General features: G+C 54.8%; 22 protein-coding genes and 1 pseudogene. 10 read left to right on the forward strand and 13 right to left on the reverse strand.

The window, feature by feature from the left end; all coding sequences use genetic code 11:
• The first annotated feature begins 96 nt into the window (after positions 1-96).
• A complete protein-coding gene (gene uxaC, locus AC2FJF_RS00155) occupies positions 97-1,440 on the forward strand; it encodes a glucuronate isomerase (protein WP_496722948.1) in 1,344 nt (447 codons plus the stop codon).
• Positions 1,441-2,637: a mannitol dehydrogenase family protein gene (locus AC2FJF_RS00160; protein ID WP_496721883.1), complete on the forward strand. Its 1,197-nt coding sequence runs from the start codon at positions 1,441-1,443 to the stop codon at positions 2,635-2,637.
• Here the strand turns inward: AC2FJF_RS00160 and AC2FJF_RS00165 are convergent.
• The 10 genes and pseudogenes from AC2FJF_RS00165 to AC2FJF_RS00210 form a co-directional block, all read right to left on the reverse strand.
• On the reverse strand, positions 2,624-3,487 hold the full coding sequence (locus tag AC2FJF_RS00165; RefSeq protein WP_058277412.1) for a sugar kinase: 864 nt from the start codon (positions 3,485-3,487) through the stop codon (positions 2,624-2,626). The two genes, AC2FJF_RS00160 and AC2FJF_RS00165, sit on opposite strands and share 14 nt — an antisense overlap.
• Complete coding sequence (locus AC2FJF_RS00170) at positions 3,484-4,365, reverse strand: DMT family transporter (protein WP_496721885.1); 882 nt, start codon at positions 4,363-4,365, stop codon at positions 3,484-3,486. Before AC2FJF_RS00170 ends, AC2FJF_RS00165 begins: the two co-directional genes overlap by 4 nt.
• Positions 4,366-4,368: 3 nt before the next feature.
• Positions 4,369-5,295 (reverse strand): annotated as a pseudogene (locus AC2FJF_RS00175) (NAD(P)-dependent oxidoreductase); the annotation flags it as partial.
• A gap of 100 nt (positions 5,296-5,395) precedes the next feature.
• Positions 5,396-6,400, reverse strand: coding sequence for a Gfo/Idh/MocA family protein (locus tag AC2FJF_RS00180; protein WP_496721887.1), 1,005 nt, complete (start codon positions 6,398-6,400; stop codon positions 5,396-5,398).
• A complete protein-coding gene (locus tag AC2FJF_RS00185) occupies positions 6,397-7,899 on the reverse strand; it encodes a UxaA family hydrolase (protein WP_496721889.1) in 1,503 nt (500 codons plus the stop codon). Before AC2FJF_RS00185 ends, AC2FJF_RS00180 begins: the two co-directional genes overlap by 4 nt.
• A gap of 24 nt (positions 7,900-7,923) precedes the next feature.
• Positions 7,924-8,874 carry a phytanoyl-CoA dioxygenase family protein gene (locus tag AC2FJF_RS00190; RefSeq protein WP_496721891.1) on the reverse strand — a complete coding sequence of 317 codons (951 nt, stop codon included), beginning with the start codon at positions 8,872-8,874 and terminating at the stop codon, positions 7,924-7,926.
• Positions 8,875-8,884: 10 nt separating this feature from the next.
• Positions 8,885-10,507: a TRAP transporter large permease gene (locus AC2FJF_RS00195; protein WP_142634770.1), complete on the reverse strand. Its 1,623-nt coding sequence runs from the start codon at positions 10,505-10,507 to the stop codon at positions 8,885-8,887.
• Complete coding sequence (locus AC2FJF_RS00200; RefSeq protein WP_496721893.1) at positions 10,507-11,349, reverse strand: TRAP transporter small permease subunit; 843 nt, start codon at positions 11,347-11,349, stop codon at positions 10,507-10,509. The genes AC2FJF_RS00195 and AC2FJF_RS00200 overlap by 1 nt, the downstream gene beginning before the upstream one ends.
• A 16-nt stretch (positions 11,350-11,365) precedes the next feature.
• Positions 11,366-12,535 (reverse strand): mandelate racemase/muconate lactonizing enzyme family protein, encoded by a 1,170-nt coding sequence (locus tag AC2FJF_RS00205; RefSeq protein WP_496721895.1) that lies wholly within the window; start codon positions 12,533-12,535, stop codon positions 11,366-11,368.
• A gap of 79 nt (positions 12,536-12,614) precedes the next feature.
• Positions 12,615-13,628, reverse strand: coding sequence for a TRAP transporter substrate-binding protein (locus tag AC2FJF_RS00210; RefSeq protein ID WP_480793242.1), 1,014 nt, complete (start codon positions 13,626-13,628; stop codon positions 12,615-12,617).
• 198 nt (positions 13,629-13,826) lie between these two features.
• Between AC2FJF_RS00210 and AC2FJF_RS00215 the strand changes: the two genes are divergently transcribed.
• Entirely contained in the window at positions 13,827-14,477 is a 651-nt protein-coding gene (locus AC2FJF_RS00215; protein WP_496721897.1) for a GntR family transcriptional regulator, read from the forward strand.
• On the opposite strand, the gene denD is transcribed toward AC2FJF_RS00215, so the two are convergent.
• On the reverse strand, positions 14,474-15,442 hold the full coding sequence (gene denD, locus AC2FJF_RS00220) for a D-erythronate dehydrogenase (RefSeq protein ID WP_496721899.1): 969 nt from the start codon (positions 15,440-15,442) through the stop codon (positions 14,474-14,476). The two genes, AC2FJF_RS00215 and denD, sit on opposite strands and share 4 nt — an antisense overlap.
• On the reverse strand, positions 15,439-16,323 hold the full coding sequence (locus AC2FJF_RS00225; RefSeq protein WP_496721901.1) for an NAD(P)-dependent oxidoreductase: 885 nt from the start codon (positions 16,321-16,323) through the stop codon (positions 15,439-15,441). The genes denD and AC2FJF_RS00225 overlap by 4 nt, the downstream gene beginning before the upstream one ends.
• Positions 16,324-16,513: 190 nt before the next feature.
• Here AC2FJF_RS00225 and AC2FJF_RS00230 point away from each other — a divergent pair, with 190 nt between their 5' ends.
• The 5 genes from AC2FJF_RS00230 to AC2FJF_RS00250 are packed head-to-tail and all read left to right on the forward strand — an operon-like array spanning position 16,514 to position 21,448.
• Positions 16,514-17,272 carry an SDR family oxidoreductase gene (locus AC2FJF_RS00230; protein ID WP_496721903.1) on the forward strand — a complete coding sequence of 253 codons (759 nt, stop codon included), beginning with the start codon at positions 16,514-16,516 and terminating at the stop codon, positions 17,270-17,272.
• Positions 17,269-19,065, forward strand: a complete 1,797-nt coding sequence (locus tag AC2FJF_RS00235; RefSeq protein ID WP_496721905.1) for an IlvD/Edd family dehydratase — start codon at positions 17,269-17,271, stop codon at positions 19,063-19,065. Before AC2FJF_RS00230 ends, AC2FJF_RS00235 begins: the two co-directional genes overlap by 4 nt.
• 11 nt (positions 19,066-19,076) lie before the next feature.
• A complete protein-coding gene (locus AC2FJF_RS00240; protein ID WP_496721907.1) occupies positions 19,077-19,925 on the forward strand; it encodes a fumarylacetoacetate hydrolase family protein in 849 nt (282 codons plus the stop codon).
• On the forward strand, positions 19,918-20,841 hold the full coding sequence (locus AC2FJF_RS00245; protein WP_496721909.1) for a 2-hydroxyacid dehydrogenase: 924 nt from the start codon (positions 19,918-19,920) through the stop codon (positions 20,839-20,841). Before AC2FJF_RS00240 ends, AC2FJF_RS00245 begins: the two co-directional genes overlap by 8 nt.
• 16 nt (positions 20,842-20,857) lie before the next feature.
• Positions 20,858-21,448, forward strand: a complete 591-nt coding sequence (locus AC2FJF_RS00250; protein WP_496721911.1) for a LysE family translocator — start codon at positions 20,858-20,860, stop codon at positions 21,446-21,448.
• 47 nt (positions 21,449-21,495) lie between these two features.
• Here AC2FJF_RS00250 and AC2FJF_RS00255 read toward each other — a convergent pair whose 3' ends face one another.
• On the reverse strand, positions 21,496-22,263 hold the full coding sequence (locus AC2FJF_RS00255; protein WP_170777660.1) for an SDR family oxidoreductase: 768 nt from the start codon (positions 22,261-22,263) through the stop codon (positions 21,496-21,498).
• A gap of 69 nt (positions 22,264-22,332) precedes the next feature.
• Here AC2FJF_RS00255 and AC2FJF_RS00260 point away from each other — a divergent pair, with 69 nt between their 5' ends.
• Together AC2FJF_RS00260 and AC2FJF_RS00265 are read left to right on the forward strand one after the other, a co-directional pair.
• The gene (locus AC2FJF_RS00260) at positions 22,333-23,391 is read left to right on the forward strand and encodes an L-idonate 5-dehydrogenase (RefSeq protein WP_496721913.1); all 1,059 of its coding nucleotides are present in this window, start codon (positions 22,333-22,335) and stop codon (positions 23,389-23,391) included.
• 4 nt (positions 23,392-23,395) lie between these two features.
• Positions 23,396-24,202 (forward strand): phytanoyl-CoA dioxygenase family protein, encoded by an 807-nt coding sequence (locus AC2FJF_RS00265; protein ID WP_496721915.1) that lies wholly within the window; start codon positions 23,396-23,398, stop codon positions 24,200-24,202.
• Positions 24,203-24,252: the final 50 nt, after the last annotated feature.

Consider the following 24,252-nt stretch of genomic DNA (forward strand, 5'->3'; position numbering starts at 1 on the left):
CTGCGGGTTCGAACGGGAAAGATGCAACCATAAAAACTGTGTTAACAATTGCGGGCAGCAGTATCGGAGGCAGAATTGACTGGTAATTTGAATGGCATGGCAGAAGGCCTGTACCTGGGCATCAAGGACCTCCCGATCGTGTCTCCGCATGGTCACTGCGATCCGGGGTGGTTTGCAACCGATGCGCCGTTTCCCAACCCGGCAGAACTGCTGGTGGTTCCCGACCATTACGTGTTCCGTATGCTCTATTCGCAGGGCGTTCCCTTGTCCGAACTTGGCATTGGGGAAGAGGGGCGAAAGAAGGATCCTCGCGCCGTTTTTCGCACTTTTGCCGAGCACTGGCATCTGTTCCTGGGAACGCCATCCCGGATCTGGATGAATTACGTGCTGCATGAAACGCTGGGCGTGTCTGAGGAGTTGTCTTCGCGCACAGCAGACCAGGTTTACGATAAGATCTCAGAAAAGCTGGCGCGACCTGAATTTCGTCCGAGGGCTTTGTTCGACAGATTTGGGATCGAGGTTCTGGCCACCACAGATTCCGCTCTCGACAGCCTCGTTGAGCATCGGGAGATTCGTACAAGCGATTGGGGTGGGCGAGTTATTCCGGCGTTCCGCCCAGACGGGGTTTTGGATGGGGCGGACCCGGAGTTCGTACAAAACCTGAAAAAGTTGGCCGAGCTGACGGGCTGCGATCTGGGCAGCTACGATGGCTACCTCAACGCGCTGCGAATGCGGCGGGCTTATTTCATCCAGCTGGGCTGTACGGCCACTGACCACGGTATCGAACGTGTGCAGACCGAGTGGCTGGACGACCCGGATGCGCTGTACCAACGGCTGAGACGGCGGGAAGGGGCCGAACAGGATGCTCGCCGGTTCTATGGACATATGCTGATCGAAATGGCGCAGATGTCTATCGATGATGGTCTGACCATGCAGATACATGCTGGCAGCAAGCGCAACACGAACGACGCGGTAATGCGGGACTTCGGACGGGACAAGGGGGCGGACATTCCAATCGCTATGAATTGGGTCACGGGCCTTGAGGCGCTTTTGAACCGGGTCGGAAACTCGGCGGAACTGCGCATCATACTCTTCACATTGGACGAAAGCACCTATGCCCGTGAACTGGCGCCCATGGCGGGACATTGGCCGTGCCTTAGGATCGGGCCGCCTTGGTGGTTCCACGACAGCCCAGCCGGTATAGCGCGGTATTTCGATCAGATTGTTGAAACGTCCGGATACTACAATCTGGCCGGATTCAATGACGACACGCGGGCCTTTCTGTCCATTCCTGCACGGCACGACCTGTGGCGACGGGGAGTGGCGATTCATTTGGCCGATCAGGTTGCGCGCGGCTATTTCGGTCGGGATAGTGCTGAGCATCTTGCGCGGTTGCTGGCTGTCGATTTGGCGAAACAAGTTTACGGATTGCAAAGCTAGATGGGTACAATTCTTCACTTTGGCCTTGGAAACTTCGCCCGGGCGCATTTGCTGGACTACACGGATCAAGCTGGCGGATGGGACGTTGTCGGCGTCAGCCTGCGTTCATCCTCGGTTCGGGATGGATTGGCCCAACAAGGTTTCGAGTACGATTTGTGCGTACAGGGGCAGGGCGTCCGGCGCATCAAAGCTCTGCGTGACGTTCTGGTCGTGCCCAATGATCGCACAGAGATTTTCGATGTGATGGCGGATGCCGAGATCATCTCGGCGACCGTCACCGAGAAAGGTTACCATTTGGACGCCGCGGGCAATCTGAACCTTCAGGACCCAGCGATTGCCGCCGATCTGGCAGGGAAAGGGCCTGCGACGCTGATCGGGTTTTTAGCTTATGGCCTTGCGGAACGGTGCAAGCCAGTAACGGTGCTAAGCTGTGACAATCGCATGGAAAACGGCAAAACGCTCGAAATGGCAGTTGCCGATTTTGCGAATGCAGCCGGCCTGGACGTGAATTGGAATGCCGTTCGCTTTCCAAACGCGATGGTCGACCGGATCACCCCGGCTACCACGGACGCCGTTCGCGCAATCAGCGGCGATCCTATGGCTGTTCCGACCGAGGCGTTTTCGGAGTGGGTGATCGAAGACAGTTTCGCCGGTCCGCACCCGGATTGGCCGGGCGTGCAACTGGTCGATGACGTAGCCCCGCACGAGATGCGAAAGCTGCGCATGTTGAACGGTGCCCATTCCCTGTTGGCTTATGGCGGCTTGGAGCGAGGCCTGACCTACGTCCACGAAGCGGTTCGAGACCCGGTTTTGCGCCCGCTGGTTTCCGAGTTGATGAAGGATGCGGGCGCAACGCTGCCCGCAGCACTGCAAGTACAGGTTCCGGACTATGCCGAGGCTTTGTTGCGCCGCTTTGAAAACCTCGAGCTGGCGCACCGTCTGGACCAAATCGCGATGGATGGCAGCCAAAAGCTGCCGTATCGGTTTGTTCCCACACTCCGTGAGACCGGCTCTCAGGCGGTGATTGCAGGGATGCGGGCCTGGATCTCCTTTTGCATGTCCGAGACCGCCAAGGGCAGGACGCTGAACGATCCTTGCGCGTTGGAAATCGCCTCGGCTGTCAAACAGCCAGATCCGGTAGTGCCACTTTTGGACCTTGTTGGCGCTGAGGATCTCGCGTCACTTATCCGGGAATGATCGCGCCGCGGAACTGAACAACGGTGGACGCCAGATTGTGTCCGGCCATCAGGGCCTTGGCCTGCGATTTTCCTGTCAGCAAGGCTGCGAGGTACCCACCGTTGAAACTGTCGCCCGCCGCTGTGGTATCCAGCACGTTTTTGGCAGGCTCATAGGTTTGGTCAATGTTCTGACCAATGGGCAGAGGGCCATCCTCTCCGCGTTTCAATGCACCGACACCGTGATGATCGGTAAAGCGTGCCGCCACTTGATCCGCGCTTTCCCCGAACAGTGCCATCTCGTCGTCGATGGATGGTAGGGCAATATCTGCACGCTGCCAAAGCCGTTGGTTGATCTGCCGGGCGTGTTCGGCGCTGTCCCAAAGACGCGGACGAAAATTGCTGTCATAGACCAACCGGACAGAAGAGCCTTCGAGCCAGTCCAGAAGCGCAAGCCTTACTGAATGCGGAAGAATGGCCACGGAAATCCCTGACAAGTACAGCACGTCGTAACCTTTCAGCGAGCTGAAGTCATGATCGGCAAAAAGCTGGCGGGCGGCCGCCTCGCTGCGCCAATAGGTAAAGCTGCGTTCACCGTCCGCAGAGGTCGTGATCGCGTATAGTCCCGGAGAAGCGTTGGGAATGATGCGGATGCCGGATGTCCCGATGCCATGGCTGGCGACAAAGTCCGCGATGCGCCCTGAGAACGGGTCGTCGCCCAGACATGTCACATACTCCACCTGCAGATCAGGAGCCGCGCGGTGCATGTAGATGGCTGTGTTCAGCGTATCCCCGGCGACGCCCAACTTCGCGCCGGTCTCCAGCATGGACAATTCGATCATTGCTTCGCCGATGCAGGCAATTCGCGTCATTTCTTTTCTCTTTTCCAGATGATGAGCCCGGCAACCATGATCAGCGCAGCCCCTGCCAACGTGAATGCGTCCGGTACAGTGTCAAAGAACAGATAGCCCCAGATCGCAACGTAGATCAGGAACGAATAGGTGAATGGCATCAACTGGTTCGCCGTTCCGAACCGATGCGCGTTAGTCAGCAGTTGATGCCCGCACCAGCCAAAGACGCCAAGGCTAATCAGGACTATCAGACTCCAGGTGTTTTCCGGCTGGACCCAAAACCAGATGGCGAAGGGCAGCAGGACCACCGTCCCGGTAAGCCCGAGGTAGAATTGCATGGTATCCACCGCAACAACCCCGGACAGCCTGCGCGTCATGATCGAATACAAGGCCAGCGCAGTGGCGTTATAGACGATCAGCAGCATGGTCGGATGAAAGGCCGAACCAAACGGCCGCACGACAACCAACACCCCCAGAAAGCCCAGGATGATAGCCGCCCAACGCCATTGGCCTACTCTCTCCTTCAACACGAAAACGGACAGGAAGCACACGATGACCGGGCTTGAGAACATGATTGCCGACACGACGGTCAGAGGCAAAAACCGCAAGGCATAAAAGTTGAAAACGGTCGCCGAGATCAGCAGTAAGGCCCGGCTAATGACCTGCCATGGATGGTCGGTCTTGAATCGGCTGGCCTCAATCCCGCCTTTGGCGATCACACCCACAGAGATCACAAAGTGCCCCGCGTAGCGCATGAACGCCAACTGAAATGCCGGCACGCCGGCCAACGCCAACCACTTGGCCCCAAGGTCTACCAGCGAAAAGAACAGCCACGCCGTCAGCATCAGCACGATGCCAAGGCGCGGCAGGTCCGCATTGGGGTTGGCGGTGACAGCCATCGATCAGGTGTTGAAACGCTTGACGTAGTAGTCAACCATCTGGCTGACCATGTCATCCGCCTGACCGTGGTCGCGCGCATCATTCAGCGCCGAAAGCGCGCACTGCGACATCACGCTGGAAACGCCTGCATCGCGTGCCATACGGTCATAATACCCAAGGTCTTTTGCCGCGTTCTTGATGGCAAAGGCCAGCTGATTTGGGTCGCTCTCAACGCCGTAGGCTTTGACGAAATCCATCATTCCAGAATGCAGAGGCCCTGCGGCCATAACGTCATACACCTGTTTACGGTCAACACCGGTGATATCAGCCATGGCAAAGGCTTCGGCCATCGCGTTCGCAACGGTCATTCCGAAGAAGTTGTTGATCAGCTTGATCGTGTGTCCGGACCCAACGGGGCCAAGGTAAAAAACGTTTTCGCCCAAGTCTTTCAGTGTCGGCTCGGCCTTGTTAAAGGCAGCCTTGTCGCCGGAAGTCATAATGTTGAGCTTGCCCTCTAGCGCGTGCGTAGGCGTACGGCCAAGCGGCGCATCAAGATAGCTTCCGCCGGCTGCGGCAACCTCCTCGGCCAAGGCGCGTGTGCTGCCTGGAAGCGAGGTGCCAAAGTCGATGACGATCGCCCCGGGTTTCAATCCCGCGATCACTCCATCTGCGCCGCGCATACGGCTTTCGACCTGTTCCGAGGTGCCCATGCACAACATCACGATGTCGCTGGCTTCAGCCAGTTCTTGGGCGTTTTGCATCTCGCGGGCGCCACGGTCAATCGCGGCGTCCAGGTATGTGCGGTCGCGGTTTCCCAATACAGCGACCGAGTATCCTTGGTCCAACAGTCGGCTCACTATGGCTCCGCCCATTAGTCCCAAGCCGATAAACCCGATTGATGGTTTGCTCATTGGTTTCCCTTTCCGTGAATGTGTCTGGTTTTCATTCTTGTGTCTGGCGCGTGCGGCTTTGCAGTTTGAATGCTCATATTGCCCGACGGATAATCATTGGCCTTTGGGTGGTCCGGTATTTTGCCGGGCCGCATGTCAATCAGGCCGGCGCCCGCGCTCGAGCTGTTCGCGCCTTCAGCCCCTGTTCGATCCATGATGTGACCTCGAGCGTCCGGGCTGCATCCTCGACATCGATTAGTGGAGGGACGCCGTTGATCACGTCAAGGAAGTGATCCAGTTGCGCTTCAAGCGGTGCGCGTTGTTGTTCCGGTCGTGTAAGTTGGTTTTTTTGGGCCGCAGTGCCCCAATCCTTTCCACGCCACAGAGTCATGGAGGGAAAACTCACAGCGCCGCTGGTTCCCGTGATCCACATCATGTCCTGATGGGTCGTGCCGATGTTCGGGTTTTCGCCGGTTCCGGCTTCAAATCCCCAAGGGCTGGGTGCGGTGTCGGCAAAACTGATAGTGCCCGTCGCGCCGTTTTCGAACGCAATCGCAACAGCCCCGCTTTCTATCCGATCCGATCCGCGGATCGACGCGCCAGGCAGGGCGACGACATCTAAGATTTCTCCGATCACAAAGCGCAGGACATCGATATCATGCACCAGATTGATCATGACTGGACTGCCATCGGAAGTCCGCCAGTTCTGTTCAAAATAGCTCTCGGGTTTACGCATGGCCCACAGCAACGAGACGTTGATGACTTGTCCGATAGTACCTTGCTTGATCACTTCTTTCAGGCGCTGCAAGGTTGTGTGATACCGTCGATGGTGGCCTACAAGGCTGCAGACATCGGCCTTGCGAACGGCCGCCCTAAGGCGCTGGGCATCATCGACCGATGCGGCAACCGGCTTTTCGATCAGCATGTGCCAACCGCGGGATGCGGCCAGAATGCCATGTTCGGCATGCAGGCGGGTCGGCGTCGCGATGATGACGCCATCCACCGGGCCCTTCACCTCGTCCATACTGGCAAAACGCGGCGCGTCGATCTGGATCGAGCCATCTGGATCGGCCAACCCGACCAACACGCAGCCGGGGTGCTCGATCACGGCGCGCACGTGGCGGATACCGATCAATCCACCGCCGGCTACAAGGATCCGTTTCACATCACCGCTCCGATTTGCCAGGGAACGAATTCGTAGTCGCCCAGGCCCTGCGCCTCGGACTTGGTTCGCGCGCCCGAGGCGACTTGGAGCAGCCGTCGGTATATTTCCTGTCCTTTCTCTTCGACGCTGGCACCTTTGGTCAGAATGTCGCCAGCATCCACGTCCATGTCTTCTGGCATGCGCGCTGCCAACTCAGAGTTTGTAGCGATTTTCAGCGTAGGCGCCGGTTTGGACCCAAAGGCAGAACCGCGCCCCGTGGTGAAGCACACTAGGTTGCAGCCGGCCGCGATCTGCCCGGTCACCGAGGCCGGGTCATAACCGGGGCTATCCATGAAAGTGAAGCCTTTGGCGGTGATGGGTTCGGCGTATTTGAATACACCGGTCAAAGGCGTGGTTCCGCCCTTCGCCGCTGCCCCCAACGACTTCTCAAGGATGGTCGTCAGACCGCCTTGCTTGTTGCCGGGGCTTGGGTTGTTGTCCATCGAACCGTGATTGCGGGCGGTATAGTCCTGCCACCAATCGATCAGTCCGATCAGTTTTTCCCCAGTTGCGCGACTAAGGGCGCGGCGGGTCAAAAGATGTTCGGCTCCGTAGATTTCGGGCGTTTCCGCAAGGACCCCTGTGCCGCCTTGGGCAACCAACAGGTCGCAGGCATGCCCGAGCGCCGGGTTGGCGGTCACACCTGACCAGGCGTCCGATCCACCGCATTGCAGCGCAACCATAAGTTCGGACGCCGGGGCTTCACTGCGTCCCGCCTCATTGGCAATGGGCAGCATTTGGTTGATCTTACTGATGCCCATTTCGACGGTGCGGCGCAATCCGGCAACGTTCTGGATGTTCATCGTCTGGAAGGTAGGACTCTGCTTCAGCCCATACGCGTCCAGCAGCCAGTCGATCTGGTTCATCTCGCAGCCTAGGCCGACCATCAGAACGGCAGCGTGGTTGGGATGTTTCGCAAACCCCCACATGACCCGTTGAAGAGCTTCGAAACCGTCGCCGGAATCCGCCATTCCGCAGCCCGTTCCGTGGACAAAGGCCACCACGCCGTCGACGTTCGGAAACTCGGCCAGCTTGTCCGGCGTGAAGTGGTTGGAAATCATACGGGCCGCAGTCGCCGAACAATTAACTGTGGTCAGAACCGCGATGTAATTGCGCGTGCCGACCCGACCACTGTCCCGGTGGTAGCCCATGAACGTATCAACCGAGGTGGCGGGTTTCATGGGCCTGTGATCCGTCGCAAACTCGTAGTCCACACTGGTGTTGCGGAACTCGATATTGTGGGTGTGCACATGGTCGCCAGGTTCGATCGGTTGGTTGGCGTAACCGATAATCTGGGCGTATTTTCTGACAGGATCGCCGGGTGCAAGATTCCGCGTGGCGACCTTGTGTCCCGAAGGGATGCGCGTATTGGTCATGACATCCTCCACCATACTGCCGGCCTCCAGGTACCGAGTTGCAACAACCACGCTATCCGTTCGATCTAAACGTACAAAAGTCATAATCAGCTTTCCTGGCGGCAGCAGCTAGGCGCAGAACGGTGAGTCCGATGTCCACCGGTGAATATCTATGTGCGGTTGTCCGGACAGCCTTGCTCGCGCCGCTTCCCAATTGGATTTGCAGACACGCCAATCTCGCAGTTCGGTTTCGGGGCGCGATCTGGACCTCGCGATGAAGCTGGGGAAATGGTCTCGACCGGTGGGCTGGCCTGCCGCACTGAAGCGGATGTCGAACGACCAGCGGAACCGGTCCGTTTCATTGACCAGCGAAGCATGTGGCGTCAGAGGGTGAAACAGGATGATCCCGCCCGCCTTGACAGGAAGGGGCACAGCCCGGCCTTCGTCAATGAATCCGTCGGCAATACCAGTCTGCGTCCGCGCACAATGCGGCAGGATGGATTGGTCCTGTGCCTTTGGCAGCACTTGCAGGCAGCCGTTTTCGACCGTTGCATCGTTGACGGCAATCCACCCCGTGACCATGTCGGTCTGATCCGCATCCTCCAACGCAACCGCCCGGTCCTGATGCCAGTCCGTCGCTGTGATATGCGCGCGCACCTCATCCTTGGATAGCTTGAGAGCGGGGGGCTTCAGCCGGACGTGCTGGATTGGATTGCTCACCAACTCTGGCCCGATCAACTGCTCGACAATGTCAAGCATGGGCCGGGCCGTTAGCAAGTCGAACACTGCAGGCCCGATATGGAACGGTGTGTCCGCCATGATCCGATCGCCGGGCAACGAGATGTCCAGCGGCTGGAAATAGTCGCAACCGGCCTGATAGGCAGACAGAAGTTTGTCCCAGAAGGTCATTCCAGACGGTTCGTCCTTGACCAGCCCTTTTTCGTACCAACCGTCATAGAGCCGGCTCAGGACATCCGAGTATTCGGTCTGTACCCGATCAAGGACATCGGCAGGGATAACATCCTCGACCACGAGGTATCCGTCCGTCTGGAACTTGCCAATCTGATCTTGTGTCAGCATGGGTGCGACCTCACAACAGCAGCGCGATGATGCCCGGCCAAATCAGAAGAACGGAAAGCGCCAGCAACTGGATCCCGATGAATGGCAGGAAGCCGCGGAAGATATCCGTCAGACTGATATGTGGCGGGGCCACCGACTTCAGGTAGAACGCGGCCGGGCCAAATGGGGGCGAGAGGAAGCTGACCTGCATGTTCATACAGAACACGACGCCGAACCAGATGGCGACATGACTCGGCTCCAACTGGCCAAAGACTCCGATTTCTTCGATAGGAAGGCGCAGGACGATCGGCAGAAAGACCGGAATAATCAACAGCACGATGCCGACCCAATCCATGAATGCGCCCATGAACAGCAAGATCAGCATCATCACCAGAATGACCAGCATGGTTGGCAGCTCCTGGCCGACGATTAGGTCGGCCACGTATTGGGGCCCGCCAGCAATGGTGTAGGCACCCGCCAGCGCGGCGGCCCCGATCGTAACCCAGATGATGGTGCCTGTGGATTTTAGGGTTCGCATCAAGCTGTCCCAAACCAGCTCGAACGATCCTTCGCCCCGCAGGATGGCGATAATCAGAACGGCGAAGGCGCCCATGCCCGCAGCCTCGGTGATGCCTGTGATCCCGCCATAGATCGAGCCGAGCACGACGCCGATGACGACCAGCGGAGCGACGAGGCCTTTGCCCATTTCCCACCCGATTTTAGCGCGCTCTCTGCCAAAGACGAAGAAGATCAGCAGAAGGGCAACGATCGTGATGCCGGCAAACCAGGGCAGGTAGTCAGCCGTTCCCAGCCTCGCGGGCTCGCCCTGGCTGGCAGCGTTCGAGCCTGAGAGCTCGAAAAACGCGGCCCGGATAAACAGAACGGTGGAAAATCCGGCGACGACGATGCTCATGAAGGCCCCAAACAGTTTGCGTTTTTCGGCCGGTTCGGGGTCGTTCGGATCCGGTTCCGGCAGCGGAGCGTGATGAGGATTCAACTGCGTGCGGATGATGATGTACAGGATGATCATCGAGGCCAGCATGAAGCCGGGAATGAAAGACGCGGTGAACAGCGACTTGATCGAGGTTTCGGTGATCAGCCCATAGATGATCAGAACGATGGAGGGAGGGATCATGGTGCCCAGCGAGCCCGAGGCGCAGATGACGCCGATCGCGAGATTTTGATCGTACCCTAGGCGCAGCATCTGGGGCAGGGCGATAAGTCCCAGCAGGACAACCTCACCACCGATTATGCCGGACATGGCTGCCATGATCACCGCCATGATCGAGGTCACGATCGCGATGCCGCCGCGTGTTCTGGAAAGCCAGACATTCAGCGACGAATACATGTCACGCGCGATCCCGGACCGCTCTAGCAGCGACGCCATGAAGATAAACAATGGCACTGATATGAGCACGTAGTCCGTTAAGAGCCCATATATCTTCTGCGCCAGGATATAGAGCGGCCCAGTGCCTGGCCGACCGGTGAGAACCCCGTCGCCGAATGAAAATGGGTTCAAAAGCAGTGTCGGTTCGAACTTCAGGACAAGAACCAGAACCGCAAGGGAAGCCGAGGCCAGACCCAAAGGCATCCCGATCGCCAGAAGCACGATCAGAGCGACCATCAGGATGAGTGAGATTGTTCCAATATCCATCAGTCTTGTCCCACTGCTCGTTTGATCATTTCAATTTCGTCTTCGTCCGGTTCATCTGTGTGGATTTCCGGCTCTTTGTTCCAATCCGCGACCAAGTTCAAAATTGCTTGCATTGCGACGAGCGAAATTACGATCAGCACCATCGGCTGCAACGTCGCCGGGATCGGAGGATTGAAGGCGGAGCCATAAAGCTCCCATTTATAGAGCTTGTTGACGAACACCTGTTTGTAGCTGCCGTAGACCAGAAAGAAGGCAAACAGGACGATCAGTATTGTTGAAACCGTGTCAAAAACGCGCTGAAGCCAACGTGGAACTGCGTCGTAAAGCAGGAATATTCGTATGTGACTGCGTTGCTGCATGGCGTAGTAGCCAGACATCAAAAACACAAAGCTGGCGAACCAGAGAGTCATTTCGTTGGCCCACTCGGTCGGCTTCTCCAGGATATAGCGCATAAAGACTTCGTAGAGCATGACGACAGTCATGATTGCTATCATCATCATCGTAACTCGGCCTATGAACAGGGCGAAACGATCCATAACCGTCGAGCCTTCGAACTCCATCGTCGCCGGGCGCACGGTCTTTGTACCAATCACTGCAAGAAACGGCAGAAGTACTAGCGCGGCCACGTCGATGATGTCGACAACCCCCCCGAACACACCAGGCAATTCAGGCGTGACGTCGCTGCGCAGATATATTTCCGTTACCTGACTTTTTAGGGATTCAGAGGTGTAAGGCAGCCAATCCAACAGGAATGCTGGAAGATGCCAAACAAGCCAACTGGCAGTCGCGACGAAGGCCAACGGTATGAGCCATTCAATTGGTCCGCCTGAATTCTTGTGCATCGCGTAACCCTCGTCCCTATCCTTCGATCCTGTAATGATCGATAAAGTCTCGATCCGGCTCGACACCCAGTCCGGGGCCAGCCGGGATCATGACACGGCCATTATTGGCCTTGACCTGATTTTGAATTTCCAGCGGTACGGTCAGCAGATCGTCCCGAAACATGTTGTCCGTTGTGTCGAACTCCAGCATCGGCTCCCATGGATGCAAACCGCCTGGAATTGCTGGCATAGCCGCCAGTAGGTGTAGATTAGTTGCGACGGCGATGGCGCTGCCCCAGACGTGATTTACGACCGGAGTGAAATGTGCGTGGCATAGGGCCAGTACCCTGAGATACTCTGAAACACCGCCCAAAGCACATACTTCTGGCTGCGCTATATCAATGCCGCGATTTTCAAGAAGATTGCGCCAGGCCCAACGATTGAATATCGCCTCTCCGCCCGAGATGTTGACTTTAAGCGAAGTGCGCAGTTCGCGGTACCCGTCAATGTCTTCTGGCGCGACCGGTTCTTCGAACCAATATGCGTCCAGCTCTTCCAGCGCCCGACCGACAAAAAATGCGTCCGAAGTCGTATAGGCATGGTTCGCATCGACCATAAAAGGAAAGTCGTCACCAACTCCGCGTCGAACTGCTTCGCACAACTTCACATCAGGCTTCGGGCCAAAGCCCGTTTTCATTTTGGTGGCGGTAAATCCCATTTCCTTGATCTTCGCGGCTTCCTCCTCAAAACGGCTGGCCAGACTAGAAATCGGTTCATCCCGAAGCATCATGCCGTAGCCGTAGCAAGGAACGCTTGTGCGATGCGCGCCGCCGACAAGCTTATGAAGGGGTAGGCCAGAGATTTTGCCGGTGATGTCCCAAAGTGCGATGTCTACCCCGGACAAAGCCTGTATTGGCATTCCGCTTTGGCCATGGTCTCGCAGAAGGTTGTACACCTTGTGCCAGACCACGTCTTTGTCCAAAGGGTCCATGCCAAGAACCAATGGTTGGATTACCTTTTCTACGATGGACTTGTTGGCAATGGCTACGTTTCCGGGACCAAAACACTCCCCCCAACCGGTTACCCCTTCATCTGTCCGAATCTCGACCAGATGGGTTGTACGTTTGTCATAATACTGTTGCGAGTAGCCCAGAACTTCCGGCATGTCGTACTGCAGTACATGGCTTATTATTCTGTTGATTTTCATGAAGTTATGGATCCAGACGCCGATCCAGAGGGGCCGCTAATGCGGCCTCTCCGTGCGTCGTAATTCGGTCGAAGTCTGACTATTGCATTGCGCCCAGGTCACGCAGGAAGTTGATGTGGCTTTCCAAAAGCGCCTGTGCCTCAGGGGTCGTCGCGAACTCAGTCCAACCTACCTGAACGGCCGCGCGATACGCTGCCAGGTCTTCAGGCGACCATTCGTACAACTGAACACCTTTTGCTTTCAGGTCTTTTGCAGTCTGAGCGTTCTGCACTTCATTGATTGTGGCATTGTGCAATGCCAAGCTATCCATTGCGACTTCCATGATCTTCTTGTGGTGCGCAGGCATCGCTTCCCAAACGTCTTTGCGACAGGCTAGGTGATCTGCAGGCATCGAGTGAAAACCGGGATAGTTTGTGTGACCTGCGATCTCGTACAGACCCAGTCCCACGTTGTTAGTCAGGTTCGCGGCATCCGCGCCATCAATGATGCCGGTTTCCAAAGCCGTAAAGATTTCGTTGAAGTCCATAACGATCGGAGAAGCACCAAGTTCCGCGAACACTTTGGTCGCAAGGCCTGGAGGGGAGCGGAATTTCCAATCTTTGAAGTCGTCCACTTTTGCAATCGGCTTGGTCGAAGAAAGCGACTCCGGCCCGGGAATCCACCATCCGATGAACTCCATGTCATAGCCGTTGTATAGATCATTCACAGCTTCTCTTCCGCCGCCATGAAGAAGCCAAGCCATTTGCTGATATGGGTTCTGATACCCGCCGAGCAGGTCGCCCGCAAACTGGAAGGCCGGATTTTTTCCCGTCTGATAGCCGCCGCCCGTCATGTCGCAGTCCAGAATTCCCGTAGCTGCGGCATCGAAGGTTTCAACTGATTTGACCACCGAAGAGGAATAGAACATTTCAACTTCGATTTCGCCGTTCGACATCTCCTGAATGTCTTCAACGAATTTTGCAGCCATCTGACCAGACAGAGTTTCGGGTGAAAAATGGGTTTGAATTCTAAGCTTCGTGGTTTCAGCCATCGCGAAACCGGCTGCCATTGTCGTTGCTACGGCCGCCACGGCCGCTGTCTTGACTATTTTCATATTGTCCTCCCAGACGTTGAGCGACGCGCGGAGTGGGAGATCTTGCCGCCTCCTTTGCCGTCACGCAGATAAACGTTAAGCCGACGAATCGAATGCAACAAGAAGAATTTGAAATTTCTGATAATTTCGAGATTCTTGCATAAATTCGAAAATAGGCTTAGGACGCTACTTGGACAAAAATTGAAGGCGCATACCGGGATGAAAGAAGAAGTCGATATTTATCAAGATCTTAAAATGCGCCTAGTCTCGAACGGATTCGAGCATGGAGCCAAGGTGAGGGCCGAAGAACTACGTAAAGAGTATGGCTGTTCTGCGAGCGCAGTTCGTGAAGTCCTTTTTCGATTGTCCGCTGTTGGATTGGTGGACTTTCAGGAACAAAAAGGTTTCCGCGTGCCAATGCGTTCGCCGCAGAAGCTTATCGAATTGACACATGTCCGTGTTTTGTTGGAGGCCGAAGGTACAACAATGTCAATCCGTAGTGGCGGGGTGGATTGGGAAGCAAGACTGACGGCCGCGCATCACAAACTTAGCCACATCGAAAAACGCATACATGCCACAGACGACCCGAGCGGCCTTATCGAGATATGGTTTGCCTCGGAGAAGGAGTTTCACCAAACGCTTATTTCTGCCTGTGGCTCGGAAACCTTAAAACAAATGCATGGCCGAGTTTACGCGCAATTCAGACAGCAGTTGATGGTGGCAGACCGGAACTTTGAGTTCATTTCTCAGAACATAAGACACCATGCCAATATACTGGAGGCAGCATTGTCAGGGGATGAACAGTTAACACGAGAGAAAATTCACGATCATCTGAAACGCCACCTAACTGGAAAGACGATGGGCGACTAGCGCCGAAAATCGTCTTCCAAATACACCTGAATGATTTCGTCGAAGCTTGATTCCGCCTCGAACCCCAACTCCAGAGTGCGATCTGTTTGAAAGTCGCGCGGCCAATTCTTGACTATTCGTTCGATTGCCTCGTCGGGTTCTCGTCTGATGAGGCCAACTGCATCTTGGCCGGCCGCGGCGCGCAGCGCTTCGATTTGTTCTGCGACGGTGCAGCTTACGCCCGGCATGTTCAACGCGCGTCGGTCATTCAAAAGCCGCGTGTCGATTGTTGCTGCGTGGGTCAAAAAAGTCGCAGCGGCGCGGGGGCTGGCGTGCCAGTGGCGAACAGTTTCGGCAACAGGCAAGACAGCCTCAACCCCATTCAATGGCTCTCGGATAATACCTGAAAAGAAGGACGAAGCGGCAGCGTTGGCTTTGCCAGGGCGCACACACAAAGTGGGCAAGCGTAAGGAAACACCGTCGATATATCCCTTCCTGCTGAAATCCGTGATCATCAATTCAGACGCCGCTTTCTGCGCTCCGTAACTGGTCAAAGGAGCCGATAGAAACTCATCGCTTATCTTTTCGGGGAACGGTGCCCCGAAAACTGCTATGGACGAGGCAAAAACCAGACGAGGCGTGTACTCGCCTCCTGACGCCTCGTGTTCATCCTTGAGTGTGTTCAGCAGTGTCCAGGTCGCCATAAGATTGACATCCCAACCCAACGCAAAGTCAGTTTCAGCTTGGCCTGAAACGATAGCTGCAAGGTGAAATATGACGTCCGGGCGCTGAGCTGCAACCGACTTGGCGATGCCTGACGTGGTCAAGTTTCCCACAATTTGCTTACCTGGCGCACTGTCGAACGGGAATGAGAGATCGAACAGTGAGATTTGGGAATCTGCTCCAAAAATTTCTTGGGTCGAAACGCGTTGGGCCAGTTTCTGGCCCAGCATTCCTCCACCGCCTATAACAAGTACCCGCGTCACAACATTCCATTCCGTTTTTTGAGTTCCAGATACAAAGCCGAGTGATCCAGTTCGGCCCCATCCATTTCGTTTATCAAATATTCGAAACGGTTGCGCACGGATTGGATGCTGGGTAGCTCAACGCCAAGGCTGCGCGCTTCTTCTAGCGTGTTGTCCAAATCCTTTATTTGCAACTTAGACAAACCTCCTGGTACAAAATTTCCATCAGACATGCGTTCGCCATGTTGTTGTAAGATAATACTGTCCGCAAAGCCCCCCTTCAGTGCGGCCCTCAACGCGGTGGGGTCTGCACCGCCTTGCTGAGCCAGTAGTGTCGCTTCGGCGACGGCCGATATTGTCACAGCGACAATTGTTTGATTGGCCAATTTGCACAATTGACCAGAACCACTTGGGCCTACATGCACAGGACGTCCCATTGCCGTCAGAACCGGCCGCACGCGCTCCAAAACGTCCTGATCGCCACCGACCATGATCGCAAGGGTGCCAGCTTCGGCACCTACGGTGCCACCGGAAACTGGGGCATCCAGATGTTGCACCCCCATCGAGGACAATTGCGCGGATTGCTCTCTGGCGTGTGCGGGTTTGGCGCTGGACATATCAATCCAGATCATCCCCGGTTTGAGTTGTTCACGGAAAGCCTCGTCAGAAATTAGCGCGCCGGTCGCGTATCCATCCGAGAGCATGGTTATTATTGCGTCTGCACCTGAAACCGCCAGCGGGGCAGTTTCCACCAATGTCGCGCCTTCTGCTGTCAACGGTTTTGCCTTTTTCAAGCTGCGGTTCCATACAGTGAGCGGAAACTTGGCGCGCAAAATATTTCGCGCCATAGGAGCTCCCATCAGGCCGGTTCCCAACAGAGCCACTTTGAACTGCTTGCCCATCATTTACTGTCCTTCCGAAGGTGCGCCACGCATGGTTATGGCCAAACCAAAATCTCTGTCATACGCTAACGGCTCTGTGCCCACATGCCAGAAGTCGTTGCAAATCCGCCAAGGTTTCTTTGCTTCTCTGTTGATCTGTGGGACGAAGTAACACTTGTCCAGTCGCCACTTCTGAGGTCGGAATATTTATATGTCAGAAAGACTTAAGGGAAAAAGCGTCTTGGTCACAGCCGCCGCACAAGGGATCGGACTTGCAAGCGCAATTGCAATGGCAAGAGAGGGTGCAAAAGTCTATGCGACGGATATTAACCCTGAAAAACTAAATTTGATTCGCGGTCAGAATCTCGAAAATCTCGAAATATTCGAGATGGATGTGACGAATAATGACAGCATTCATCATGGGGTCGCGCGAGCGAATCCGGACGTTTTGTTCAACTGCGCAGGGTTCGTGCATCACGGAACTATTCTGGATGCAACCGATGAAGAGTGGGATTTCGCCATGGACCTTAATGTGCGCTCAATGGTGCGCACGACAAAGGCTGTATTACCGGGAATGCTAGAGCGCGGAGGAGGCTCGATAATCAATATGTCTTCCGCACTGGGTTCCACAATCGGTGCGCCAAATCGTTTTGTATATGGAACGACAAAAGCCGCTGTTGTTGGGCTGACGAAATCGGTGGCCGTGGACTTCATAACAAATGGAATCCGGTGCAATTGCATTTGTCCGGGAACAGTCGACAGTCCCAGTTGGCGTGACCGCGTAGATGCGTTGGGCGAGCAACTGGGCAGCAGAGAAGAGGCCCTTGCACAATTTGTGGCGCGACAGCCTATGGGGCGTGTAGCGAAAGCAGAAGAGATTGCGGCATTGGTCGTCTATCTGGCGAGCGATGAAAGTGCATTCACCACAGGACACACGCACATAATTGACGGGGGTTGGTCAGGCCAATGACAAAAGTATCAAAAAACGATTTGCGATCTCGCAAGTGGTTCATGAATTCTGAGAACCTTGAGATGACTGCATTGTATTTGGAAAGATACCTGAACTACGGTTTGACCCGTGAGGAACTGCAATCAGGCAAACCGATCATTGGCATTGCCCAGACCGGCAGTGATTTGAGCCCCTGTAATCGGCATCATATCGAATTGTCCAAACGTGTTCGCGATGGAATCATCGCCGCCGGGGGAACGTGCATCGAAATACCGGTCCATCCGATACAAGAGACCGGTAAACGGCCAACGGCCTCACTCGACCGCAACCTGGCTTATCTGTCCTTGGTTGAGAGTCTATTTGGGTATCCAATTGATGGCGTTGTTCTCAACATTGGTTGCGACAAGACCACGCCCGCACTTCTTATGGCCGCTGCGACTGTCAACATCCCGGCGATCGCCCTGTCGGTCGGCCCCATGCTCAACGGTTGGTGGAAAGGTGAACGCGCTGGATCGGGCACGGTTATATGGAAAGCGCGCGAAGACCTTGCGGCTGACGAAATCGACACCGATGAGTTCATGGAAATCGCAGCCGCCGCAGCACCTTCGGTGGGCTATTGCAATACGATGGGAACAGCAACGACCATGAATTCGCTTGCTGAGGCCTTGGGTATGCAATTGCCCGGATCAGCAGCCATTCCAGCCCCGTATAGAGAGCGCGGTCAAATCAGTTATGAAACGGGTAAACGCATTGTGGACATGGTCTGGGAGGATCTACGCCCCAGCGATGTGATGACACGTCAGGCTTTTGAGAATGCGATTGTTATCAACTCTGCGATTGGCGGATCGACGAACGCGCCGATTCACCTGAATGCGATCGCTCGGCACCTTGGTGTTCCGTTGACCAACGATGACTGGCAGAAACTTGGCCACGACGTTCCTCTATTGGTTAACATGCAGCCAGCGGGTGAGTATCTGGGCGAAGATTACCAACAGGCCGGAGGTGTACCCGCCGTTGTCGGTGAGCTTTTTGATGCTGGATTGCTGCCGCATCCCGATGCGATAACGGTGAACGGTAAGACGATGGGCAACAACTGCTCGACGCGCCGGTCTCAGAATAGCCACGTAATCAAGCCTGTCAGTAGCCCGGTTAAGCAACAGGCGGGGTTCATCAATCTCTCGGGCAACCTGTTCGAGAGTGCGATTATGAAGACATCTGTGATCTCAAAGGCATTTCGAGAGACCTACCTGTCGAACCCGGATGATCCAAATGCGTTTGAGGGCAGGGCGATTGTGTTTGATGGGCCTGAGGACTTTCACCATCGGATCGATGATCCCGCAGAAAACATCGACGCAAACTGTATTCTGATTATGCGCGGAGCGGGACCAAAAGGATACCCGGGTGCTGCAGAGGTCGTGAACATGCGGCCGCCCGCATATTTGTTGAAACAGGGCATCGAAGCTCTTCCTTGCATCGGTGATGGACGGCAATCCGGTACATCAGGAAGTCCGTCTATCCTGAATGCCTCACCCGAAGCTGCAGAGGGTGGTGGGTTGGCCTTAGTGAGAAATGGTGACCGACTGCGCATCGATCTTGGCAAAGGCACAGCGGATATGCTGGTTTCGCTCGAAGAGCTGCATGAACGCGCTCGCGATCTGGAGGCAAAGGGTGGGTATTCAATGCCGCCCAACCAATCCCCCTGGCAGGAGATATTCCGCGAAAAAGTAGATCGGTTGGATCGCGGTATGACGCTCAAGGGTGCAGAAAACTACCGCGATATCGCACGAGGCTTCATGCCACGCGATAACCACTAAAAGGAACAGAAATGAAACTTGTTCGTTACGGAGCCGAGGGCTCGGAAAAGCCTGCGTTGGTCGACTCTGAGGGTCAATTGCGGGATCTGTCAGCTCATATCAACGATATTACGGGGGATATGCTGGATGATGGAACGCTAGATAATTTGCGTTCGTTGGATCCGAACAACCTGCCAATTGTGGAGGGTGATCCTCGTATCGCACCGTGTGTCGGCGAAATCGGAAAATTTCTTTGCATCGGTTTGAACTACTCGGACCATGCTGCAGAAACCGGCGCAGATATTCCCGAGCATCCGATACTTTTTTTCAAGGCTAACTCAGCGGTCATAGGGGCATATGACGATGTTGTCATGCCGCGCGGATCTACCTGCACCGATTGGGAATGCGAACTGGGGGTCGTCATCGGTAAGACGGCCAAATACGTTTCCAAGGCCGATGCGCTCGAACATGTTGCGGGCTATTGCATCGTAAACGATGTGTCGGAAAGGCATTTTCAAACTCAACTGACCGGTCAATGGACCAAGGGCAAGTCGTGCGACACATTTGGCCCTACTGGTCCGTGGCTAGTGACCCGGGATGAAGTGCCTGATCCTCAAAGTCTTGGTATGTCACTGGATGTAAACGGTCAGCGCATGCAAACCGGGAATACTGCTACGATGATTTTTTCGGTTGCCGAGATCATTGAGCATCTAAGTCAACTTTTCACATTGCACCCCGGTGACGTCATTTCAACTGGAACACCGCCCGGTGTCGGAATGGGGATCAAACCGAAACCAGTTTACCTAAAAAAAGGCGACGTCATGGAGCTTCGCATCGATGGGCTTGGTGTTCAGCGGCAAAAGGTCGGTCAAGATGACTGACTTATTGCAAATCGGAGGGATCACAGAACGGATGCGAGAGCGCCTGTCCGCAGCGTTCGACATTCATCAATTGGACGATTTCAACGCGGAAAATGTTACGCATATCGTTACGAACGGGCACGATGGTGTTCCGCATAAACTGATGACATCACTCGGTAATCTGAAGATGATCAGTGTCTATGGGGTCGGCTACGACGCCGTCGACGCAAATGCAGCAGCTGAGCGCGGGATTGTTGTGACGCACACGCCCAATGTTTTGAACAAAGAAGTCGCAACCACCGCCGTTCTGCTGTTGCTGTCATGTTATCGAGAGCTCATACGTGACGACGATTACGTTCGGTCCGGACGGTGGGAAGTTGAAGGTAATGCCCCTTTGACACGATCAGCGGACAATCAAAGAATAGGCATTCTTGGTCTTGGTCGCATTGGTCAGGCGATCGTTGATAAGTTGGAGCCGTGGGCCCCCGAAATCTCTTATAATACCCGCAATCAAAAGGATGTCCCGTACCGATATTTCGACAGTTTGGTTGAAATGGCAGAACATGTGGATGTCCTCATATGCATCACGCCCGGCGGCCCGTCGACCAATAGGCTGGTCAACGCTGAGGTGTTGCGCGCGTTGGGGGCAGGGGGCACTCTTATAAACGTTAGTCGAGGTTCGGTTGTCGACGAAACTGCCCTAATCAATGCATTGCAAAACGGTGAGCTCGGGTGGGCAGGGCTTGATGTTTTTGAAGACGAACCGCGCGTTCCAAAAGCATTGCGCGAGTTGTCCAATGTCGTTCTGCTCCCTCACGCTGGTAGCGCGACTATTGAGACACGTGCAGCTATGGGTGACCTAACTGTCGACAATCTCCTGCAACACCTTAAGGACGGATCGGTGATCACAGCTGTGCCGGAATGCAGAGATCTGTAGAAGGCCAATCTGAATAGTGTTTGAGTTTGCCGTTGCGGTTTTCTTTCTGCTGATTACGCCTGGCCCAGGTGTTTTGACAACTGCGGGTATTGGATCAGCATTTGGTTTTCGATCTGGGCTAGCTTTTGTGGCCGGTTTGATGCTGGGCGGGTTCATCAACATGATGTTTGTTGTCTCTGGAGTCGCTGCAGTAGCTTTGGCTATACCGGTACTTAGAACTTTGCTGCTATTTGCCTCTGTTGGGTATTTGGGATTTCTTGCCTGGCGTATTGCAAGAGCTGGCTCAAAGGTCGGGTTTTCCCCTGCGGTCTCGCCACTTGGATTTGCGAACGGGCTGACACTTCAGTTCATTAATCCCAAGGCTTACGTGGTCGGCACAGCATTGTTTTCAGGGTTTGCCTTTTTGCCCGATGCGCCCGTTTGGGAGGTCGTCATAAAAATCGTAATATTCAATATGGTTTGGGTGCCAGTGCACATGATCTGGCTGGGTGCTGGCGCAAAGCTAGGCAGCCTTGATTTAAGTGAGAGATCACATCAAAGGATCAACTTTGCGATGGCGGCTTCATTGATGGTTGTTGTGGTGATTGCTTTGGCGTCGGCGCTTTAAACAAAGCCTGCGTCAGTCGTACCTAGCAGACGGTTGAAAGACATAAATCAAAGTGACGCCGTTATTCCGCCATCAACGTAGAGAGTATGTCCATTGACGAAACTGGATGCAGGGGAGGCAAGGAATATGGCGGCGCCGACAAGTTCTTCCACATTGCCCCAGCGACCGGCCGGGGTGCGTTTCTCGAGCCATGCACTAAACTCAGGGTCAGCAACCAATGCGGCGTTCAAAGGTGTATCGAAATATCCAGGCGCAATGGCATTGCAGTTTAGGCCATACTTAGCCCAATCAGTCGCCATTCCTTTTGTAAGGTTGGTCACGGCACCTTTTGTCGCCGTGTAAGGCGCAATACCCGGTCTTGCCAATGCGGATTGAACCGACGCAATGTTAATGATCTTGCCTGACTTTCTTTCAATCATGTGCCGTGCCACAGCCTGACCGACATGAAAGACGGACGCTACATTTGTCTGTAGTAGGTGCTCGAAGGCATCAGCGGGGAAATCCTGTAGCTCCGTCCTGTGTTGCATTCCGGCGTTGTTTATCAGGATGTCTATGGGGCCGACATTGTCTTCAAAGTTGTCCACGGCAGATCGGACACCTTCATGATCGGTTGCATCGAACGAAAGTTCACGTACCGAGGCGCCTGTTTCGCTCAACTCGGATGCTGCTGCCGCTAGTTTCGCGGTGTCGCGCCCGTTCAAAACGACTTGCGAACCAGCGGCAGCCAAGCCACGGGCCAACGCAAATCCAATGCCTTGGCTAGAGCCTGTTACTAGTGCGCGTGTTCCCTCTAGGTTGAACATTTCAAGCATCATGCAAAAACCCCTTGGTTGTCAGCACCGACTATCCGTATCTTTTGGCAATATGTATAGGGAGTCTGTGCAATGTCTTCGGCCAATGTTGCTGTTGTTATCCATGCCGCAAAAGATCTGAGGTTGGAAAACCGGGACGTACACGACGTGGGGCCAGACGAAGTCTTGATTGCCATGCGCGCGGGTGGGATTTGCGGCTCTGACCTGCATTATTATAACCACGGTGGTTTCGGTGCGATCAAGTTGCGTCAGCCGATGGTGCTAGGACATGAAGTCGCCGGAGAAATTGTGAAAGTCGGGTCAAGTGTGCAGGGGCTGCACTTAGGCCAACTGGTTGCAGTTTCTCCATCCCGCCCTTGCCAAGCCTGCATTTATTGTCTGAACGGGCAGCAAAACCACTGTCTTGATATGAAGTTCTATGGCAGCGCGATGCCGTTCCCGCATATCCAAGGCGCTTTTCAAAGCAAACTCGTGGCGAAAGCCAGTCAATGTGTTCCGGCAGATGGGTTGAGCCCTGCGCAGGCCGCTATGGCCGAACCTCTGGCTGTCTGTTTGCACGCGATTAAACAAGCCGGGAACCTCTTAGGCAAAACGGTACTTATCACGGGATGCGGTCCGATTGGCTGCCTCACGATCTTGGCGGTACGTCGTTCTGGAGCGGCCAGAATAGTGGCGACGGATATCTCGGACCAGACCCTCGCTCTGGCGCGTGAATGCGGGGCAGACGATGTCATCAACACCTACGCCGATCCGCAAAAACTGGAGCGGTTTGAAAACGACAAGGGCCAGGTTGATGTCCAACTGGAGTGTTCTGGGGCTCAATCGGCTCTGGCTTCTGGCGTCGCATGCTTGCGACCGGGTGGAACATTGGTTCAGCTTGGTCTGGGTGGAGATATGACTGTGCCGATGCAGGCGTTGACTGCAAAAGAGATAGTGCTTCGTGGGTCTTTCCGTTTCCATTCCGAGTTCTCAGTCGCGGTCGAGATGATGCGAAGCGGACTAATAAACGTCGACCAGTTGGTGACGCATTCCTTCGAAGTTGGCGAGGCTGTAACTGCCTTTGAGGTCGCGTCTGATCGAAGCCAATCAATGAAAGTGCAGTTAACGTTTCCGGAAAATGACGATGGATAGACGAATGCGTGATATTGCAAAGACTTATGAAAGAGACGGTTTCGTAGCTCCGCTGGATATCCTGACAGCTTACGAGGTCCAAACGCTGCGCGATGATTTTGAAAAAGCAGAGCGCATTCTCAGAGACGACCCAGAGAAACTCAAGCTTCTATATTCTTATCCGGACAGGCTGATACCATCATTCGATGCACTTCTTCGCCATCCGAAGCTGATTGAGGCTGCTTCAACAGTGTTGGGGCCGGACCTCATGGTTTGGAGCGGTGCACTTTTCGTAAAAGAAGCGCGATCATCGAAGATAGTCTCGTGGCATCAAGACTTGACCTATTGGGGTTTGGATGATGCTGAAGAGGTAACCTGTTGGGTTGCGATTTCAGAAGCGTCTGAGCAAAGCGGGTGTATGAGGTTTGTTCCTAGCAGCCATAAAAGCCGTATCGTGCCTCATGTGGACACCTTCAGCGAAAACAATCTTTTGTCACGTGGGCAGGAAATCACAGTCGATGTGAACGAAAAAGATGCAGTTGCTGCCGAATTGCGTGCAGGGCAGGCTTCCATGCATCACGGGCATCTCTTTCACGCATCAGGGCCCAATAACACGGACGATAGACGCATTGGTGCGGCGTTGCGTTTCATAAAGCCCTCAATGAAACAGCAAAACAGAGTGAAAACTTTGGTTGCGCTAGTCGCAGGGCGAGATGATTTTGGGCATTTTTTAGTTGCGTCCTCCCCTCAGGGCTTTTTGCATGAGAACGATTTCGTTTTGTGTCAAAGGGATGCAGATCGCAAAAAACAAATACTCTTCGCCGGAGTATAATGACTCCCTTCGAGGGTCTTGTCAGAAGAACTTTGCTTGAGCGGGGTAGG

The organism is Ruegeria sp. CDSB013 (assembly GCF_059611165.1).

Bases quoted from the DNA above. Each gene is read 5' to 3' on its own strand.
- uxaC (WP_496722948.1), top strand. From the start codon at position 97: ATGGCAGAAGGCCTGTACCTGGGCATCAAGGACCTCCCGATCGTGTCT.
- AC2FJF_RS00160 (WP_496721883.1), top strand. From the start codon at position 1,441: ATGGGTACAATTCTTCACTTTGGCCTTGGAAACTTCGCCCGGGCGCAT.
- AC2FJF_RS00165 (WP_058277412.1), bottom strand. From the start codon at position 3,487: ATGACGCGAATTGCCTGCATCGGCGAAGCAATGATCGAATTGTCCATG.
- AC2FJF_RS00170 (WP_496721885.1), bottom strand. From the start codon at position 4,365: ATGGCTGTCACCGCCAACCCCAATGCGGACCTGCCGCGCCTTGGCATC.
- AC2FJF_RS00185 (WP_496721889.1), bottom strand. From the start codon at position 7,899: ATGACTTTTGTACGTTTAGATCGAACGGATAGCGTGGTTGTTGCAACT.
- AC2FJF_RS00190 (WP_496721891.1), bottom strand. From the start codon at position 8,874: ATGCTGACACAAGATCAGATTGGCAAGTTCCAGACGGACGGATACCTC.
- AC2FJF_RS00195 (WP_142634770.1), bottom strand. From the start codon at position 10,507: ATGGATATTGGAACAATCTCACTCATCCTGATGGTCGCTCTGATCGTG.
- AC2FJF_RS00200 (WP_496721893.1), bottom strand. From the start codon at position 11,349: ATGCACAAGAATTCAGGCGGACCAATTGAATGGCTCATACCGTTGGCC.
- AC2FJF_RS00205 (WP_496721895.1), bottom strand. From the start codon at position 12,535: ATGAAAATCAACAGAATAATAAGCCATGTACTGCAGTACGACATGCCG.
- AC2FJF_RS00210 (WP_480793242.1), bottom strand. From the start codon at position 13,628: ATGAAAATAGTCAAGACAGCGGCCGTGGCGGCCGTAGCAACGACAATG.
- AC2FJF_RS00215 (WP_496721897.1), top strand. From the start codon at position 13,827: ATGAAAGAAGAAGTCGATATTTATCAAGATCTTAAAATGCGCCTAGTC.
- AC2FJF_RS00225 (WP_496721901.1), bottom strand. From the start codon at position 16,323: ATGGGCAAGCAGTTCAAAGTGGCTCTGTTGGGAACCGGCCTGATGGGA.
- AC2FJF_RS00230 (WP_496721903.1), top strand. From the start codon at position 16,514: ATGTCAGAAAGACTTAAGGGAAAAAGCGTCTTGGTCACAGCCGCCGCA.
- AC2FJF_RS00235 (WP_496721905.1), top strand. From the start codon at position 17,269: ATGACAAAAGTATCAAAAAACGATTTGCGATCTCGCAAGTGGTTCATG.
- AC2FJF_RS00240 (WP_496721907.1), top strand. From the start codon at position 19,077: ATGAAACTTGTTCGTTACGGAGCCGAGGGCTCGGAAAAGCCTGCGTTG.
- AC2FJF_RS00245 (WP_496721909.1), top strand. From the start codon at position 19,918: ATGACTGACTTATTGCAAATCGGAGGGATCACAGAACGGATGCGAGAG.
- AC2FJF_RS00255 (WP_170777660.1), bottom strand. From the start codon at position 22,263: ATGATGCTTGAAATGTTCAACCTAGAGGGAACACGCGCACTAGTAACA.
- AC2FJF_RS00260 (WP_496721913.1), top strand. From the start codon at position 22,333: ATGTCTTCGGCCAATGTTGCTGTTGTTATCCATGCCGCAAAAGATCTG.
- AC2FJF_RS00265 (WP_496721915.1), top strand. From the start codon at position 23,396: ATGCGTGATATTGCAAAGACTTATGAAAGAGACGGTTTCGTAGCTCCG.